The sequence below is a fragment of the Streptomyces sp. NPDC006197 genome (assembly GCF_040613865.1).
Taxonomy (GTDB): Bacteria; Actinomycetota; Actinomycetes; order Streptomycetales; family Streptomycetaceae; genus Streptomyces.
Genome location: NZ_JBEXSZ010000174.1, coordinates 1 through 16,166, shown reverse-complemented (window position 1 = coordinate 16,166; position 16,166 = coordinate 1). Strand labels below are relative to the sequence as shown.

General features: G+C 73.0%; 11 protein-coding genes. 6 read left to right on the top strand and 5 right to left on the bottom strand.

Features of this window, described 5'->3' with window-relative positions:
* The first annotated feature begins 427 nt into the window (after positions 1–427).
* The 4 genes from ABZ318_RS34715 to ABZ318_RS34700 all read left to right on the top strand — a co-directional run bounded on the left by ABZ318_RS34715 (position 428) and on the right by ABZ318_RS34700 (position 5,873).
* Positions 428–1,228: a tyrosine-protein phosphatase gene (locus tag ABZ318_RS34715; protein ID WP_356906427.1), complete on the top strand. Its 801-nt coding sequence runs from the start codon at positions 428–430 to the stop codon at positions 1,226–1,228.
* Between the two features lie 56 nt (positions 1,229–1,284).
* Entirely contained in the window at positions 1,285–3,789 is a 2,505-nt protein-coding gene (locus ABZ318_RS34710; protein ID WP_356906426.1) for a hypothetical protein, read from the top strand.
* A gap of 147 nt (positions 3,790–3,936) precedes the next feature.
* The gene (locus ABZ318_RS34705; RefSeq protein WP_356906425.1) at positions 3,937–4,821 is read left to right on the top strand and encodes a metal-dependent hydrolase; all 885 of its coding nucleotides are present in this window, start codon (positions 3,937–3,939) and stop codon (positions 4,819–4,821) included.
* Positions 4,821–5,873, top strand: coding sequence for a PDR/VanB family oxidoreductase (locus tag ABZ318_RS34700; protein ID WP_356906424.1), 1,053 nt, complete (start codon positions 4,821–4,823; stop codon positions 5,871–5,873). The genes ABZ318_RS34705 and ABZ318_RS34700 overlap by 1 nt, the downstream gene beginning before the upstream one ends.
* A 6-nt stretch (positions 5,874–5,879) precedes the next feature.
* Here ABZ318_RS34700 and ABZ318_RS34695 read toward each other — a convergent pair whose 3' ends face one another.
* A complete protein-coding gene (locus tag ABZ318_RS34695; protein WP_356906423.1) occupies positions 5,880–6,269 on the bottom strand; it encodes a hypothetical protein in 390 nt (129 codons plus the stop codon).
* A 37-nt stretch (positions 6,270–6,306) separates the two neighbouring features.
* On the opposite strand from ABZ318_RS34695, the gene ABZ318_RS34690 reads away from it, so the two are divergent.
* Positions 6,307–7,020 (top strand): TetR/AcrR family transcriptional regulator, encoded by a 714-nt coding sequence (locus tag ABZ318_RS34690; RefSeq protein ID WP_356906422.1) that lies wholly within the window; start codon positions 6,307–6,309, stop codon positions 7,018–7,020.
* Here the strand turns inward: ABZ318_RS34690 and ABZ318_RS34685 are convergent.
* A complete protein-coding gene (locus tag ABZ318_RS34685) occupies positions 7,005–7,337 on the bottom strand; it encodes an isomerase (protein WP_356906421.1) in 333 nt (110 codons plus the stop codon). The genes ABZ318_RS34690 and ABZ318_RS34685 overlap by 16 nt on opposite strands.
* Positions 7,338–7,404: 67 nt before the next feature.
* On the opposite strand from ABZ318_RS34685, the gene ABZ318_RS34680 reads away from it, so the two are divergent.
* Complete coding sequence (locus ABZ318_RS34680) at positions 7,405–7,923, top strand: GNAT family N-acetyltransferase (protein WP_356906420.1); 519 nt, start codon at positions 7,405–7,407, stop codon at positions 7,921–7,923.
* Here ABZ318_RS34680 and pulA read toward each other — a convergent pair.
* The 3 genes from pulA to ABZ318_RS34665 all read right to left on the bottom strand — a co-directional run bounded on the left by pulA (position 7,910) and on the right by ABZ318_RS34665 (position 16,129).
* Positions 7,910–13,198, bottom strand: a complete 5,289-nt coding sequence (pulA, locus tag ABZ318_RS34675) for a pullulanase-type alpha-1,6-glucosidase (RefSeq protein WP_356906419.1) — start codon at positions 13,196–13,198, stop codon at positions 7,910–7,912. The genes ABZ318_RS34680 and pulA overlap by 14 nt on opposite strands.
* A 70-nt stretch (positions 13,199–13,268) precedes the next feature.
* The gene (locus ABZ318_RS34670) at positions 13,269–14,960 is read right to left on the bottom strand and encodes a carbohydrate-binding module family 20 domain-containing protein (RefSeq protein ID WP_356906418.1); all 1,692 of its coding nucleotides are present in this window, start codon (positions 14,958–14,960) and stop codon (positions 13,269–13,271) included.
* A gap of 122 nt (positions 14,961–15,082) precedes the next feature.
* Complete coding sequence (locus tag ABZ318_RS34665) at positions 15,083–16,129, bottom strand: LacI family DNA-binding transcriptional regulator (protein WP_356906428.1); 1,047 nt, start codon at positions 16,127–16,129, stop codon at positions 15,083–15,085.
* Positions 16,130–16,166 lie beyond the last annotated feature (37 nt).

Below are 16,166 nucleotides of genomic sequence, written 5' to 3'. Positions count from 1 at the left end.
CGCTCCGGTGATCACCCTGGTCGCCAAGTCGCACGACCGGCACGTCGAGCTCGCCCTGCGCACCACCCTCGACGAGAACCTGGAGATGGTCCGCGCCTCCCAGTAGCCCTTGCCGGCGCCAGAGGCTCCCGCGCCTGAACCCGCACTTCGTTGCGCGCCGCCGGCTGGGGTGCGGGTCAAGGCCCGGAACGCGGAGGCGCCGCTGAAGGCGCCGTCCCGTGTGCCCACCCGTCCCGCCCCAGCGGGACGATTGCCCACACGGGGGGTGGGTGAGGGCGGGACGATTGCCCACACGGGGGTGGGTGAGGGCGGGACGATTGCCCACACGGGCGGGGGCGGGCGTGGTGCGAGCCGTGGGGGTCTGCTCGGATCGGGGCGATCCACTACCGTTCGACAGGAACACGCACGAATCGGAGGAGTCGACGCCATGCCCGCCATCCCCGCCACCTCCGTCGCCAACCTCCGCGATCTCGGCGGCCTGCCGCTGGGCGGCGGGCGTGCGGTCCGGCCCGGTCTCGTCCTCCGCTCCGCGCTGCTCGACCGGCTCGACCCGGCCGAGCCCGCCGTGGCGGGCCTGGGCATCCGTACCGTCGTCGACTTCCGGACGGAGACCGAGCGCCGCGACCGGCCGGACCGGCTGCCGTCCGGCGCCCGGCTGCTCGTCGCGGACGTCCTCGCCGACTACCTGGCCGGCAGCGGGCTGCCGCCGGCCGCCCGCCTGAAGACCCTGCTCGCCGATCCGGCGCTCGCCGAGGAGCACCTCGGCGGCGGCCGGGTCCGTGCGGCCTTCGCCCGGACCTACCGGACCTTCGTGTCGAGCGACTCCGCCCGCGCCTCCTACCGGGCCCTGCTCGACGAGCTGGGCGCGCCGGACGCCGGGCCGCTGCTCTTCCACTGCTCGGCGGGCAAGGACCGTACGGGCTGGGCGGCGACGGTCCTCCTGTCCCTGCTCGGCGCGGACGAGGAGACCGTGCGGGCCGAGTACCTGGCGGTCAACCCGGCGGTACGGCTGGCGTTCGCGCCCATGATCGAGGGCTTCACGGCCCAGGGCGGCGACCCCGAGCTCGCGCTCGAACTGATCGGGGTCCTGCCCGAGTACCTGGACGCGGCGCTCGACGAAGTGGCGGTCCGGCACGGGACGATGGAGAAGTACGTACGGGAGGGCCTCGGCGTCCCGGACGAGGTGACGGAGCTGATCCGCGAGCGCCTGACGGTCCCGGCGGCCTGAACCTCCCCCGTACGGGTCCGGGGTGACCATCGGAAGAATCGCTCGTTCTGCTGAACGTGAGCACCCAGGATCTCGTTCCCTCGCCCGTGGGCCCCGTCGACGTCGAACAGGCCGAGGCCGCTCTCGTCGAGCGGTATCCACGGCTCGTCCGCATCGCCTATCTCGTCCTGCCGCCGGCGCTCGGCCGCAACCGCCGGGTGCTGACCGCGCACGCCCTCGTCCAGCGGTCGCTGCCCCGCCGCCGGGTCCCGGGCCCTGCGGTGCCCGGCCCGCGGCGGGACGAGGACGCGGTGGATCCGGGCTACGCGTACGTACGGGGCGAGGTGCTGCGGCAGGCGCTGATCGCCGGGCTGCCGCTCCGGCGCCTCGCGCTGCCGCGCCGGGCCCAGTTCCCGCCGCTGCTCCCGCACGTGTGGGGGCTCCGGCTCTTCCCCCGGGTCGGCGGCGCCGACGAGCTCGCCCTGGACCAGCGGCTGTCCCGGCTCTCCGGTCCCGGCCGCGCGGCGTACGTGCTCCGCGGCCTGGAGCGCCAGGGCGACCCGGAGGTCCTGCGCGTCCTGGCGGCGGCGGGCGTCGAGGACCCGGCGGCGGCCCTGGCGGAGGCGGACGCGCTGGACGCGGCCGCGCCGGACGCGTCGGAGGGCCCCGCCCCTGACGCGTTCCGCGTCGGCGAACAGGGCGCCCCCCGGAGACCCGGGACCCCGTCCGGAGCCGGCGCCTCCGGTGCCGGCCCCCAGCACGGCCGCCCCGACCGGGTGGGCGAGCAGGCCGGGCCGGGCAGGGCCGGTGGCCGTTCCAACGGTGGCGGGACGGGCCGGGCCGGGCTCGTGGGCGGGACCGGCGGACGGGCGGACGGTCCCGGAGCCGGGGAGGCCGACGGTGCCGCCGCTCCCGGCGGCACCGTACGGGCCGGAGGGCCCGGGGGCACTGCCGCAGGCGTCGCCCCGGCGCTCGGAGACCGTGACGGAGCCGGAGGCTACGGCCGGGGCGGAGGCGGCGAGTCCGGCCGGGCCCGGGGCGACGAGCAGGCCGGAGCCGGCGGGCCCTCGGTGCCGCCGGGTGCCGGCGCCGCGCCCGGGAGCCCCCCGGCCCCGCCAGGTGCCGGCGCCGCGCCCGGGAGGCCCCCGCTCCCGCCGGGTGCCGGTGCCGCGTCCGGGAGGGTCTCCGGGTCGTCTCGTACCGGTGGCGCTCCCGATCTCCCCCGGCGGCTCAGCGGTGCCGCCCTGCTCGAGTCCGACGAGTTCGATCCGTGTGCCCTGCAGGCGCGGCCGACCGATCTGATGCGGCGGCGGCAGCACGCCCGGGCCGCGTTCGTCGCCGTCGTGGCGCTCGTGGTGTGCGGGACGCTGCTCGGGCTGCCCGGGGACGGCTGGGGCAGAAACGGTGCTGCGGCGCCCTCGTACGCCCGTAACCCCGCCGCCGAGGCCGCCCTCGACCCCGGTGCGGTCAAGCGGGTGGACCCGACTGTCTGGCCGGGGGCGACGCGGTGGGACTTCTCGGTGTGGCCCGCGCGCGGCGGGCTGACCGGCGACAGCGCGCTGCTGCGGCGGGCGCTCGCCGTGTGGGCCCGGCCCGGCGGCTCCGTGCGGTCCTCCGCGACGCCCGGAACGCCCGTCGGGCCGCCGATGGGGCCGCCGCAACTGCTGTTCGCGGGGCGGGTCGACGCCATGCGGGTGGTGCTCTTCCACGACGGGCTGCGGGCCGTGCGGTACGCGGAGCCGGTCGAGGGGACGGCGGGGGCCGCGCTGGACTTCGCGCGGACGGACGCGGCCGACCCGGTCGGTTCGGCGGCGCTGGTCGTCTCCCGCGCGGCGGGCAACGTCCGCTATCTGACGGCCCCGTGGGTGCGGGAGACGGCCGTACGGGACCTCCTCGCGCCCGCGAAGGCGCCGCGGCCGCTGGTGCGGGACGCCGACGGGGTGACCGACCCCGTGCCGACTCCCGCGCGGGGCGGCGCCTGTACCCGGTGGAACACCCTCCAGGTGCGGGACGGTTCGGGGACGCGGCTCCTCACCGACCTGGGCGAGCTCGCGCCGGCCCGGCTGCTGTGGGGGCCGCCCGCCGCGCCCGTGGACGCGACGGGGACGGAGGCGCGGGAGGCGTGGGCGCGGACGGCGTGCCAGTTGGCGGAGGTACGGGCGCACGGGGTGCGGTCGGTGAACGCCTGGCGGTTCGCGCGGCAGCCGCTGCCCGGGGGCGCCGGGCACGGCACCTGGGTGTGCACGCGCGCGGAGACCTGGCGGGGCACGGGCAGCCGGGTCCTCGCCCAGTTCCTGGTCCCGTCGCCCGGGATCCCGGCGGCGCTCGCGGCCCGCTCCGAGGGTTCGCCGGCCTGTGGGGTGCGGGATCCCCGGGTCCTGGCGGGCGTGCTGTGGCAGGCGCCGGGCGGCGGCTGGTTCGTCCTGGCGGCGGGCAGCCCGGACTTCACGTCCCTGGAGGTCTCGGGCGGGGTGAAGGGCCGCTCGGCCGGGCCGCTCCTGGCGGTACGGGCGACGGCGGGCGCGCGGGCGGACCTGAACGGCACCCTGGGGGACGGCACCCGAAGGACGGCCCTGCGGTGACCGGGCGACCGCCGCCCTGCGGTGATCCAGCAACCGCCGCCCTGCGGTGACCAGGCGACCGCCGCCCCGCCGTGACCGGAGGTAACGGGAGCGAAAAGACGGCGCACGGGCCTGTTGCCACGCCCTACCCCTCAGTACATTGACATCATGTCTAATACGCAGCCTGCACCGGTGGCGTCGGAGCACGTCGAGCTCAAAGCCCGCAAGGTCTCCTTCGACTGGGAGGAGACACCGCTCCACTGGGTACCGGGCGACCCCTTCACCACGCACACGATCAACGTGCTGCACCTGCTGCTGCCGGCCGGCGAGCGCTGGTTCGTCCACGTCTACAAGCAGGCGCTGCCGTACATCACCGACGACCGGCTGCGCGAGGACGTCATCGGCTTCATCGGCCAGGAGGCCATCCACTCCCAGGCCCACGACGACGTCCTCCCCCACCTGCGGAAGCTGGGCCTCGACCCCACCCCGTACACCGCGCAGGTCGACTGGTTCTTCGAGAAGCTCCTCGGCGACCGCACCCTGCCGCCCGGCCGGCCGCGCCGCTGGTGGCTGATGGAGCGGGTCGCGCTGATCGCCGCCATCGAGCACTACACCGCCTTCCTCGGCGACTGGGTCCTCAACGCCGACGCGCTCGACCGGGTCGGCGCCGACCCGACCATGCTGGACCTGCTGCGCTGGCACGGGGCGGAGGAGGTCGAGCACCGCGCGGTCGCCTTCGAGCTCTTCATGCACCTCGACGGCGGCTACCGGCGCCGCGCCCGCACCTGGGCGCTCGCCTTCTCCGCGCTGGTCTTCCTCTGGCAGCGGGGCATCCGCTTCTTCATGGAGAACGACCCCAGCCTGCTCGACCCGAAGGCCTCCTTCACGGACTTCGTCCGCAGGGGCCGGCAGGGCGTGCTGCCCTCCACCCCGGCCATGCTGCGCTCCATACCCCGCTACCTCAGCCGCGCCTACCACCCCTCCCAGGAGGGCGACACCGCGCAGGCCATGGCCTACCTGGCCTCCTCCCCCGGCGCCAACGGAGGCCGCTGATGCCCCGCTTCACCACCGTCGCCCTCGCCGCCGGGGCCGCGCTGCTCGTCCGCCGTGCCGTCCGCAGCCGGATGAGCACCGCCCCGCTCTGGCCGATGCCCGCCCTCGACGTGCCCGTCTCCGGCTACGGCCGGGGCAGCACCGTCCCGCGCAAGGTCCTGGTCACCGGGCGCACCACGCCCGCCGAAGGCGTCGTCGAACTCCGCCTGGAGGGCGCCGGGCTGCCCGCCTGGCAGCCGGGCGCCCACATCGACCTCGTCCTGCCCTCCGGGCTCGTCCGGCAGTACTCGCTCTGCGGCGATCCGGGCGACCCGTCGGCGTACACGGTGGCCACCCGCCTCGTCGAGGACGGCCGGGGCGGCTCGCGCGAGGTGCACGAGCAGCTCCACGAGGGCGTGGAGATCGAGATCCGGGGGCCCCGCAACCGCTTCCCGCTGGTCGCCTCCCCCGCGTACGTCTTCGTCGCCGGCGGCATCGGCATCACCCCCGTCGTGCCGATGCTCCGGGCCGCCGAGGCGGCCGGGGCGGACTGGCGGCTCGTGTACTGCGGGCGGAGCCGGGCCACCATGCCGTACCTGACGGAGATCGAGGCGCTGGGCGGCGACCGCGTGACCGTCGTCGCCGAGGACGAATCCGGCTTCCCCGACCTCGAGTTCCTCGCGCACCTGCCCGACGGGACGGCCGTCTACTGCTGCGGGCCCGACGGCCTGATGGACGCGGTGGGCGCGGCGATGCCGGAGGGCCGGGCGCCGCGGCTGGAGCGCTTCACGGCCGCCGCGACCACCGGCGGCACCGCCTTCGAGGTCGAACTGCGCCGCTCCGGGCGCACGTTGACGGTGGCGGCCGACCAGTCGCTCCTGTCGGCGGTCCGCGAGGAGGTCCCCGGCCTCATGTACTCCTGCCGGCAGGGCTTCTGCGGCACCTGCCGACAGCGGGTCCTGGAGGGCGAGATCGACCACCGGGACGAACTGCTCACCGACGACGAGCGGGACGACTCGATGCTGATCTGCGTCTCGCGCTGCGCGGGGAAGCGGCTCGTCCTGGACCTGTGACGACGGTTACGGCAGGACCAGCCAGTCCAGGGCCAGCGCGGTGAGGAGACCGCCCGCCAGGAGCCAGGTGCCGAGGCGGGTGCGGCCGTTGCGGGAGAGCTCGATCACGATCCCGCAGAGGATCATGGCGAGTCCGTACACGCCGACGACCAGGACGGACGTACGGCTCGCGAGCCGGATGACGAGCACCACGGCGAGGGCGACCAGGAGCACGGACGCGGCGGCGACGCGCAGCCGCCGCGCCTGCTTCGGGGTGAGCCCCTCGGCAGGGGACTCCGTCGCGTCGAGTTCGTCGAGTTCGTCGGCCTGTTCGGTCTCTTCGGCCTGTGCGGTCTCTTCCGTCTCTTCGGTCTCTTCGGTCTCTGCTGCCGGGGTGTCCTGGTCGGAAGCGCTCATGGGGCAGGAGCGTAACGGACGCGGTTAGGCTGTTCGTATGACGACCGGGGTGCGCCGCAGGATGGGCGTCGAGGAGCGCAAGCAGCAGCTGATCGGGGTGGCCCTCGAACTCTTCGGCCACCGCTCTCCCGACGAGGTCTCCATCGACGAGATCGCCGCGGCCGCGGGCATCTCGCGGCCGCTGGTCTACCACTACTTCCCCGGTAAGCAGAGCCTCTACGAGGCGGCGCTGCGGCGGGCGGCGGACGAGCTGGCGGCCCGCTTCGTGGAGCCGCCGCGCGGGCCGCTCGGGGCGCGGCTGCTGCGGGTGATGGGCCGGTTCTTCGACTTCGTGGACGAGCACGGGCCGGGCTTCGCAGCGCTGATGCGCGGCGGCCCCGCGGTCGGCTCGTCCACGACGAACGCGATGATCGACGAGGTCCGGCAGGCCGCGTACGAGCAGATCCTGGCCCATCTGGCGGTCGAGAAGCCCACCGCCCGGCTCGAACTGGTCGTCCGCTCCTGGGTGTCGCTCGCCGAGTCGACGGCGCTGCTGTGGCTGGACGGCCGCCGGGTCCCGCGCGCGGAGCTGGAGCTCCAGCTCGTGCACGACTTCGCCGCGCTGGCGGCGGTGAGCGCCGCGTACGACGCGGAGATGGCGGAGATCCTCGTACGGATCCTCGCGGACGAGCCGGCCGACGGGCCCTTCGGAGACCTGGTGGCCAGGCTCTCGGCGCTCGTCCCCCTCGTTCCCGATCAGCGCTTGCGGTAGGACCCGTCGAGGTCGTGGACCTCGACGGAGAGGTGGACGCCCTCCTTCGCCTTGAGGTGGGCGGGCAGCAGGGCGAGGACGGCTTCGGCGAGCCGTGCCTTGGCCTCGTCCGTACGGCCGGACAGCAGGGCGATGTCGACGTGCACGATGTGGTCGTCGGCCGCCCCGTCGCCGACGACCACCTCCTCGACCTCCCGGAACCGGGTCTTGCACGCGTCGAGCGTGGCGTCGACCGTCTCCACGACGATCGGGTGCAGGGCGAGAGCGAAGCCGCGCCGGTCGAGGGGCACGGAGTAGTCGACGGTGATCTGCGGCATGAGGGTCACTCCCGGCCAGAGGGGATATTGCTGTCGGATGTCTGGCCACACCTTTACGGTGATCACCATGACGACACAAGTGACCTTCCGGCAGGCGGACGAACGCGATCTCGACCTTCTGGTGGGGTTGTTCGACGGGGCGGCTCTCTGGATGCTGCGCAACGGCATCGACCAGTGGAAACCGGGCGGGAAGAGCGCCGAGCACTTCCGGGAACGGATCGCCTCGGGCGAGGTGTGGCTCGCGTCCCACGCGGGGCGGGCGGTCGGCGCGTACGAGCTGTGGTGGGAGGACGAGCAGGCCTGGGGGCCGCAGCCCCCGGTCGCCGGGTACGTGCACCGGCTGATGGCCGACCGGGAGGCCGCGCCCGCCGGTACGGGGCGGGCGCTGCTCGCGCACGCCGAGGAACGGATCGCGGCCCGCGGGCGGGCGGTCGCACGGCTCGACTGCGTGTCGAGCAACCCGCGGCTCCGTACGTACTACGAAGCCGCGGGCTACCGGGTCGTCGGCGAGGAGCCGGGGAAGGTCGCCGCCGACGGGACCCGGTACGGGGTCACGCTGATGGAGCGGCCGCTCACCCGGCCTTGAAGACGGCCACCGTCCGCGCCGGGACCGTGAAGGTGCCCGAGGCCCGCTCGTACGCGGCCGACTTCACCACGGCGTCGGACCCGCCGGCCTGGACCGGGTGGAGGCGGTAGCCCTTCCCGGCCAGGTCGGCGATCTTCTGCGAGGTGCCGCTCGGGGTCGCGTTGAGGACGACCACCAGGTCACCGAGACGCATGGTGATGACGCCCGGGGTCTCGTCGCGGCCGGAGAGCGGGAAGGACAGGGCCTGCTGGACGCGGTCCGCCGTGGCCAGGGAGAACGCCGGCTCGGTGGTACGGATCTTCTGCAGGTCCCGGTAGGCGGCGGAGGCGCCGTCGATCTGCGCGCAGCCGGCCGTGAGGGCCGGGTTCACGAGCAGCGGCTTGCCGTAGGACCACTTGGCCTTGTTGTCGGCGGCGGGCGGCAGGCCGCGGCCGAAGCCGTTGCCGTCGCGGCAGTCCCAGTGGATGGCGTTGAACCAGTCGCCGCTGTCGAAGGAGTTGCGGTCCAGGGACTTGGAGCGCAGCAGGTCCGAGCCGGCCTGGGAGAGGGCCGGGCCCTGCGAGAGGGTGGCCGTCGCCATGGCGAGGACCTGCATGCGGGCGCGGTCGGCCGGGGAGGTGTCCGCCGGCAGCTTGAAGGCGAGCGCGTCGTACAGGGACTCGTTGTCGTGGGCGTCGGTGTAGGCGAGGGCGTCGCCGGGGGCGGCGGCGTATCCGGCGGGGGCGCCGTTGTAGTCGACCTGGCTGCCCTTGACCGTACGGCCCGAGGTGTCGGTGAAGGTGTAGTCGGCGAGGTTGCCGGTCAGGCCGATCTTGATGAGGTCCTGGTAGTGCAGGAGGCGGGCCTTCTGCTCGGCCGGGGTGCCGTTGGCCTTCGACGTGTTGGGGTCGGTGTAGAGGCCGGAGGCGAAGCCCTGGACGCCGGGGTCCTCGTCGAAGGGGCCGCCGCCGCGGACGGCGTCGCGGGCCCGGTCGGAGAAGGTGGCGATGCCGGTGCCGGCCATGTTCTTCTGGGTGGCCTGGACGAAGCGGGCGTCGTCGGCGACCTCGCCGAAGTTCCAGCCCTCGCCGTAGAGGACGATCGCCTTGCCGTCGACGCCGTCCTTCTCGACGGTCAGCCCGTCGAGGGCCTTGCGCACGGCGAGGATGTTGGCCTTCGGGTGGTGGCCCATGAGGTCGAAGCGGAAGCCGTCGACCTTGTACTCCTTGGCCCAGGTGACGACCGAGTCGACGACGAGCTTGCCCATCATGGCGTTCTCGGTCGCGGTGTTGGCGCAGCAGGTGGAGGTGGCGACGGAGCCGTCGGCCTGGAGGCGCTGGTAGTAGCCGGGGACGATCCTGTCGAGGACGGACTTGTCGGACTGTCCGGCGGCGACGGTGTGGTTGTAGACGACGTCCATGACGGTGCGCAGTCCGTCGCCGTTGAGGGCCTGGACCATCTGCCGGAACTCGACCGTGCGACGGGTGCCGTTCGGGTCGGTGGAGTAGGAACCCTCCGGAACCGTGTAGTGCAGCGGGTCGTAGCCCCAGTTGTAGGCGTCCTTGGCCGCGGCGGCGGTCACGCACGCCTGCTGTTCCGCCGAGTCCGGGGCGTAGACCTTCAGGTCGCAGGCGGGGGCGGTCTGGTCCGACTTCTTCTCGGGGACGGTGCCGAGGTCGAAGGCCGGGAGGAGGTGGACGTAGGAGGTGCCGGAGGCGGCGAGGTCGCGGAGGTGCCGCGAGCCCTTGCTGTCCTTGTCGGTGAAGGCGAGGTAGGTGCCCCGGTGGCCGGCCTCGGCCGTGGGGTCCGCGACCGAGAAGTCACGGATGTGGAGTTCCTGGATCTGGGCGTCCCGCAGCGGCACGGCGGCGGGCTTCCTCAGGGTCTTCCAGCCGGCGGGGGCGAGCTTCGGGTCGGCGAGGTCGACGACGAGGCTGCGGGCGGAGTCGGTGGTGAGGGCGGTGGAGTAGGGGTCGGTGACCCGGTTCTCGACGAGCTTCTGAACGCTGGGCGCCCAGACCTTCACGACGTACCGGTACGGCTTGCCCGCCCAGGTCCGGGGGCCGGTGACGGACCAGACGCCGGAGGCGGGGTCGCGTCGCATGGGCAGGGTCTTCCCGTCGAGTTCGAGAGAGACGGCCTGCGCGGTGGGGGCCCAGAGGGAAAGGGTGGGGCGGCCGTTCCGGAAGACCGGGCCGAGCTGCGCCTGCGTGGCCTTCGACGCGTACAGGTCGTCGAGGATTCCGGCGGTCTGGACGCCGGTGGCGGCGAGCAGGGCGCCGTTGGCGGCGCGCTGGGTGGCGATCAGCTGGCCGCGCAGGGAGTCCCGGACGCGGTCGGCGTCGCGCGGGTCGACGGTGAAGGCGGGGTAGTCCTTGAGGTGCGGGAACTTCGCCTTCTGGGCGTCGGTGAGCGCGGACGGGGTGAGGCGGAGCCAGCGGCCCTCGTCGTTCAGGGCGCCGTCGGTGACGGTGAGCCCGCCGTCCTTCGCGTACACCAGCTGCTGGCTGGTGGCGTCGGTGGTCTTCACCTTCCAGACGACGGTGTTCCGGTCGATCCACTGGGCCTCGGCCTTGCCGAGGTCGAGGTTCGGGGCGCCGCCGGTGGTGGGGAGGAGGTACTTCGGCTGTCCGCCGAGCAGCCAGACCTCGTGGCCGTAGGTGGCGAGGTCGAGGGACTGGTCGGTGGGCAGGTCCTTCTCGTCGCCCTTGTGGAGGATGTACGAGAGGGAGCTCGCGCCCTCGGTGAGCGGGACCTCGTAGACCGCGCCGTACGCGTCGGTGCGGACGGGCATGAGGGGCTTGGACCAGTCGGTGGGCTGGGCGGCGCCGGTCCAGGTGTGGAGGCCCCAGCCGTCGTAGTTCCCGTCGGCCCGCTGGTAGTGGATGACGGCCTTGGTCGTGTCGGGGGTGGCGGGGGCCGGGTTCGTGTCGGACTGGCCGTCGGCGCCCTGGGTGATCCAGACCTCGCCGGTGCGGCCGAGGCTGACGCTGCGCTGCGGGCCGTCGGCGGTGCCGTCCTTCTCGACGGTGTACGGGACGGTGGAGGCGCCCTCGGGGACCTTGACCCAGGCGAAGGCGCCGAAGGCGTCGCGGCCGGTGAAGGCGGCCTCCTGGCCGGCGGCCTTCAGCTTCCAGCCGTCGTAGTCGCCGTCCTGGCGCTTGTAGTGCACGACGGCGTAGGGCCGCTCGACGGCGACCGGCTTCTCCAGGGCCGGGGGCGCGCCGGCGGTGGTGGCGGCGAGGGCGCTCGCGGTGCGGCCGGCGCCGTCCACGACGACGGCCTTGTAGCGCAGGGCGGTGCCGGCGGGGGCGGTGACGTGCTGGGTGACCTTGTAGGGGGCGTGGTCGGCGGTGCCGAGGGTCTGCCAGCGGCCGTCGCCGACCTGGGCGGCGAAGACGACCCGGTTCAGGCCGTCGCCGGTGACGTCGGCGGAGAGTTCGACGGTGCCGGTGGAGCCGGCGGCCGGGGCCTTGAGCGTCACGGTGGGCTTCGTGGCGGGAGCCGCGAGCGGGGCGTCGGCCTTGAGGACGAGGGAGGAGAGCGCCGGGACGGTGACGGTGACCTTGCCCCGGGAAGCCGTGACGGCGCCCTGACCCCCGTACAGGGCACGCAGGCCGGCGGAGTCGACGGGGACGGTGACGGTCTTCGGCTCGGTGGCGCCGTTGACGGCGACCAGGTACTCGGTCCGTGTCTTCGGGTCGGTGCGGGTGAAGGCGTAGACGGAGCCCTCGGCGTACCGTTCCCGCTGGACGCCGTCGCGGAGGGCCGGGTTCTCCCGGGTGAGCTTCGAGAGGGCGGCGATCGAGCGGTACAGCGGGTGCGTGGTGTCGTACGCGTCGGAGGCGTGGGTGCGGTCGGTGCCGAGCTGGTCGTCGTCGAGGTAGTCGGCGGCCTTCGAGGCGAAGAGGGTCTGGCGGGCGTCCTTGTCGCCGCCGGGGCCGGTGAAGCCCTGCTCGTCGCCGTAGTAGACCACCGGGTTGCCCCGGGAGAGGAACATCAGCTCGTTGGCGAGGCGGTCGCGGCGGACGAGTTCCTCGTCGGACGCGTTCGGGTTGTCCTGCTTGAGGAAGGCGCCGATGCGGCCCATGTCGTGGTTGCCGAGGAAGGTGACCTGCTCGTAGGCGTTGGCCTTGTCGGTGGTGTACCGGTAGTCCTCGGCGAAGACCTTGGCGAGGCGGTCGGCGCCGGCGCCCTGGGAGGCGAAGGCGCGGGCGGCGTCCTGGAAGGGGAAGTCGAGGGTAGCGTCGAGCCGGCCCCGGGTGACGTACGGGGAGGTGACGGCGGTGTCGGCGGAGTACACCTCGCCGAACATGAAGAAGTCCTCGCGGCCCTGCTTCTTCGCGTACGCGTCGAGGGCGGTGGCCCACTGGGTCCAGAAGTCCAGGTCCACGTGCTTGACGGTGTCGATGCGGAACCCGTCGATCTTGAAGTCGCGGACCCACTTCTCGTAGATCCTCTTCATGCCCTCGACGACCTCGGGGCGCTCGGTCCACAGGTCGTCCAGGCCGACGAAGTCGCCGTACTCGGCGGACTCCCCGGCCCAGGTGGAGTCGCCCCGGTTGTGGTACATCGTGGGGTCGTTCAGCCAGGACGGGACCTTGCCGCCGGTCGTCGTCGGCGTGTACGGGAAGGAGTCCGCGTCCACCTTCCCGATCGCGGTCCGGTCGTCGAAGGGCCGGCCGGTGCTGTCCAGGTAGGGGTAGGCGCCCTTGGGGCGGTAGCCGTACTTCTTCTCGGCGTAGTCGACGGTGTCGGCGGTGTGGTTGGTGATGACGTCGAAGAAGACCTTCATGCCCTTGGCGTGGGCGGCGGCGATCAGCCTCTCCAGGTCCTCGTTGGTCCCGAAGTGGGGGTCGACCTGGGTGAAGTCGGTGATCCAGTACCCGTGGTAGCCGGCGGAGGCGTCCTTGCCGGTGCCCTGGACGGGCCGGTTCTTGAAGATCGGCGCCATCCAGATCGCGGTGGTGCCCAGGCCCTTGATGTAGTCGAGCCGCTCGGTCAGGCCCTTGAGGTCGCCGCCCTGGTAGAAGCCCTTGTCGGCGGGGTCGAAGCCGGTCTCCAGACGGCTGCCGGTGAGCCCGCCCCGGTCGTTGGAGGCGTCGCCGTTGGCGAACCGGTCCGGCAGGACGAAGTAGAACTGCTCACGGGTGAGGTCCTGGCGGGCCGGCTGGGCGGCGAGCGCCTTGTCGGAGGGCGGGGCGGGCGGCCGGGGCGCGGCCGTCGCGGGGACGGCGGGCACGAGGGCGGCGCACAGCGCGGCGGCCAGCGCGACCGCCGTTCTCTTGCGTATCACGGGGGTGCTCCCTGAAGGTACGGGAAGAGAGGGCCGCCCCGGCGGGACGGCCCTTGCGAGGAGGGGAGGCTCAGTTGCGGAAGGTGTCGTTCAGGACGATCTGGCCCGAGGCGGGGACCGTCGCGGTGCGGTTGGCGCCGGATTCCCAGGTGACGTTTCCGGCCGCGTCCTTGCGGATGTACTTGTACTCGAAGGCCGTTCCGGCGGGCAGGGACACCGTCAGCTTCCAGACGGGGTACGCGGCCGGGTCGAGCTTGAGGGCGGAGGCGGGGGCCCAGTTGCCGAGCTCGGCGCGGTTGCCGGTGACGTAGATGTTCTGGCCGGTGACCGTGGTGGCGTTCACGTTGAAGGAGGTGCCGGCGGCGACCGGCTGGGTGGTGCCGCCGCAGGTCATGGCCCCGGTGTGCAGGGCGAGGGCGGTGTTCGCGGCGAGGGTGGCCGTGAACTGTCCGGAGGAGTTCACCGTGACGGCGGTGTTCGACTGCACGTCGCAGTAGCTGCCGGCGGGCAGGGAGGTCTGGAAGGTCCTGGTCAGGGCGGAGGCCTCGTGGTTGATCGCCACGTACGCCTTGGAGCCGCGGCCGAACGCGATCGCGTTGCCGCCGTTGTCCCACCAGTTCGTGACGGCCTGCCCGCGGGCGGTGTTGCGGAAGGCCACCATGGAGGAGATCTCGCGCCAGGCGTGCTGGCACTTCCAGCCGTCGCTGTAGCAGGCGTTCACCTGGTGGTTGTTGGGGGCGCCGGCGTCCTTGTCGGTCCACTCGTAGCCGGAGTGGACGTCCGGGGAGCCGTAGGGCCAGGCGAGCATGAAGACGGAGGCGAGGGTGTAGTTCGCGCCGTCCTTGTAGTTGAGACTGTCGCCGCCGCGCTCGGTGTCGTGGTTGTCGACGAAGACGCCGGACTGGCCGGAGGGCATGTAGCCCCAGGCCTCGCCGAAGTTCTTGAGGTAGGCGAGCTTCTCGCTCTGCAGGACCCGCTTGAGGTCGCGGGCGTAGCGGAACTCCTGGACGTCGCCGTTGCCGAGGTACTCGCTCGGGGAGACTGCCTCGCCGGCGCCGTGGATGGCCTCCTGCTTCCAGTAGACGGAAGGATTCGTCAGCCGGGACTTGATGTTCGCGAGGTCGGCGGCCGGCATGTGCTTGGCGGCGTCGACGCGGAAGCCGTCGACGCCGAGCGACAGCAGGTCGTTCATGTACCCGGCTATCCGGCCACGGACGTAGTCCTCGCCGGTGTCGAGGTCGGGGAGCTGGACCAGTTCGCAGTTCTGGACGTTGGCGCGGTCCTGGTAGTTGGAGATGGTGGAGCGGCAGTCGTCCATGTCCGCACCGGAGTAGAGGCCCGGGTAGTCGTACTTGGAGAACGAGGTCCCGCCCGTTCCCGTGCCCGAGGAGTTCGCCATGTGGTTGATGACGCTGTCGGCGACGACCTTCACACCGGCGGCGTGACAGGTGTCGACCATGCTCTTGAAGGCTGTGCGGTCGCCGAGCGGGCCGGCGATCTTGTAGCTGACCGGCTGGTAGGCGGTCCACCACTGAGGGCCCTGGATGCGCTCCTGGGGCGGGGACACCTGGACGTATCCGTATCCGGCGGGGCCGAGGCGCTCGGTGCACTCGCGGGCCACCGAGGCGAAGTTCCATTCGAACATCACCGCGGTGACGTCCTTCTCGCCGGGTGGGGCGGCCTGCGCCGGGGCGTTGCCCGTGACGGCCGCAGCGGCTCCCGCCACGAGGGCGAGTGCAGCTGCCACGGTCTTTCTGGCCATGTCTCCTCCTGCTGACTTCACTGTCGCAAGAAGTTGCCGAAAAGTTCAGCAACTGTTTTCAGCCGTGACCGTATGAGTGCCCCGGCGCCCGGTCAACCCTCCGGACGCCTCGGCATGAGTTGTTACGAAAGGACGTGCGGAAGCCGGCCGGGCGGCTGCGCCGTGGAACCGCGCACCACCAGCTCCGGCTGGAAGACGAACTCCGTGCGCTGCACCGGATTCCCCTCGATCTCCTCCAGGAGCGCGCCGACGGCCGCCGTCGCCATGGCCTGCACGGGCTGGCGCACGGTGGAGAGCGGGGGGCTGGTGAAGGCGATGAGCGGCGAGTCGTCGAAGCCGACGACGGAGACGTCGCCGGGCACGTCGAGGCCGCGGGCGCGCACGGCGCGGATCACGCCGAGCGCCATCAGGTCGGAGGCGCAGACGATGCCCGTGCAGCCCTCGCGGAGCAGGATGTCGGCAGCCGCGTGCCCGCCCTCGACGCCGAAGAGCGTGGGCCTGATGAACCGTTCGGCCTCGGCCCGGTCGACGCCGAGGAGCTCGTACAGCTCGGCGGCGAAGCCCTCGGCCTTGCGGCGCGAGGGCACGTACCGGGTGGGGCCGATGGCGAGGCCGATCCGCTCGTGGCCCAGCTCGACCAGGTGCCGGACGGCCATCCTGGCCGCGGCCCGGTCGTCCGGGGAGACGAAGTTGGCGTCGATGTGCTCGTTGTAGCCGTTGATGAGGACGTACGGGACGCCCCGCTCTGTCAGCCGGGCGTAGCGCGCGGGGTCGGCGGTGGCGTCCGCGTGCAGCCCGGAGAGGAAGACGATGCCGGCCACCCCGCGCTCCACGAGCTGGTCGACGAGTTCGTCCTCGGTGGCGCCGCCGGGCATCTGGGTGCAGAGGACCGGGGTGTAGCCGTGTCCGGCGAGGACCTGCTCGACGACCTGCGCGAAGGCCGGGAAGATCGGGTTGGTCAGCTCGGGCACGACGAGCCCGACGAGGCCCGCGCTGCGGCGTTTGAGCCGGACGGGACGCTCGTAACCGAGCACGTCGAGCGCCGCGAGGACCTTGTGCCGGGTCGCGCCGGCCACCCCCGCCTTGCCGTTGAGGACACGGCTGACGGTGGCGCTGCCGAGGGCCGGCAGGATGGTCTCGAAGGAGGCGTCCTGGCGCTCCAGCTTCACGCCGAGGACCTTCGCCACCGCGTCGGCGAGGTCGATG

Excerpts from the sequence above, each read along its gene's own strand:
- ABZ318_RS34700 (WP_356906424.1), top strand. The coding sequence starts at position 4,821 with ATGCCCCGCTTCACCACCGTCGCCCTCGCCGCCGGGGCCGCGCTGCTC.
- ABZ318_RS34705 (WP_356906425.1), top strand. The coding sequence starts at position 3,937 with ATGTCTAATACGCAGCCTGCACCGGTGGCGTCGGAGCACGTCGAGCTC.
- ABZ318_RS34715 (WP_356906427.1), top strand. The coding sequence starts at position 428 with ATGCCCGCCATCCCCGCCACCTCCGTCGCCAACCTCCGCGATCTCGGC.
- ABZ318_RS34685 (WP_356906421.1), bottom strand. The coding sequence starts at position 7,337 with ATGCCGCAGATCACCGTCGACTACTCCGTGCCCCTCGACCGGCGCGGC.
- ABZ318_RS34690 (WP_356906422.1), top strand. The coding sequence starts at position 6,307 with ATGACGACCGGGGTGCGCCGCAGGATGGGCGTCGAGGAGCGCAAGCAG.
- ABZ318_RS34680 (WP_356906420.1), top strand. The coding sequence starts at position 7,405 with ATGACGACACAAGTGACCTTCCGGCAGGCGGACGAACGCGATCTCGAC.
- ABZ318_RS34695 (WP_356906423.1), bottom strand. The coding sequence starts at position 6,269 with ATGAGCGCTTCCGACCAGGACACCCCGGCAGCAGAGACCGAAGAGACC.
- ABZ318_RS34670 (WP_356906418.1), bottom strand. The coding sequence starts at position 14,960 with ATGGCCAGAAAGACCGTGGCAGCTGCACTCGCCCTCGTGGCGGGAGCC.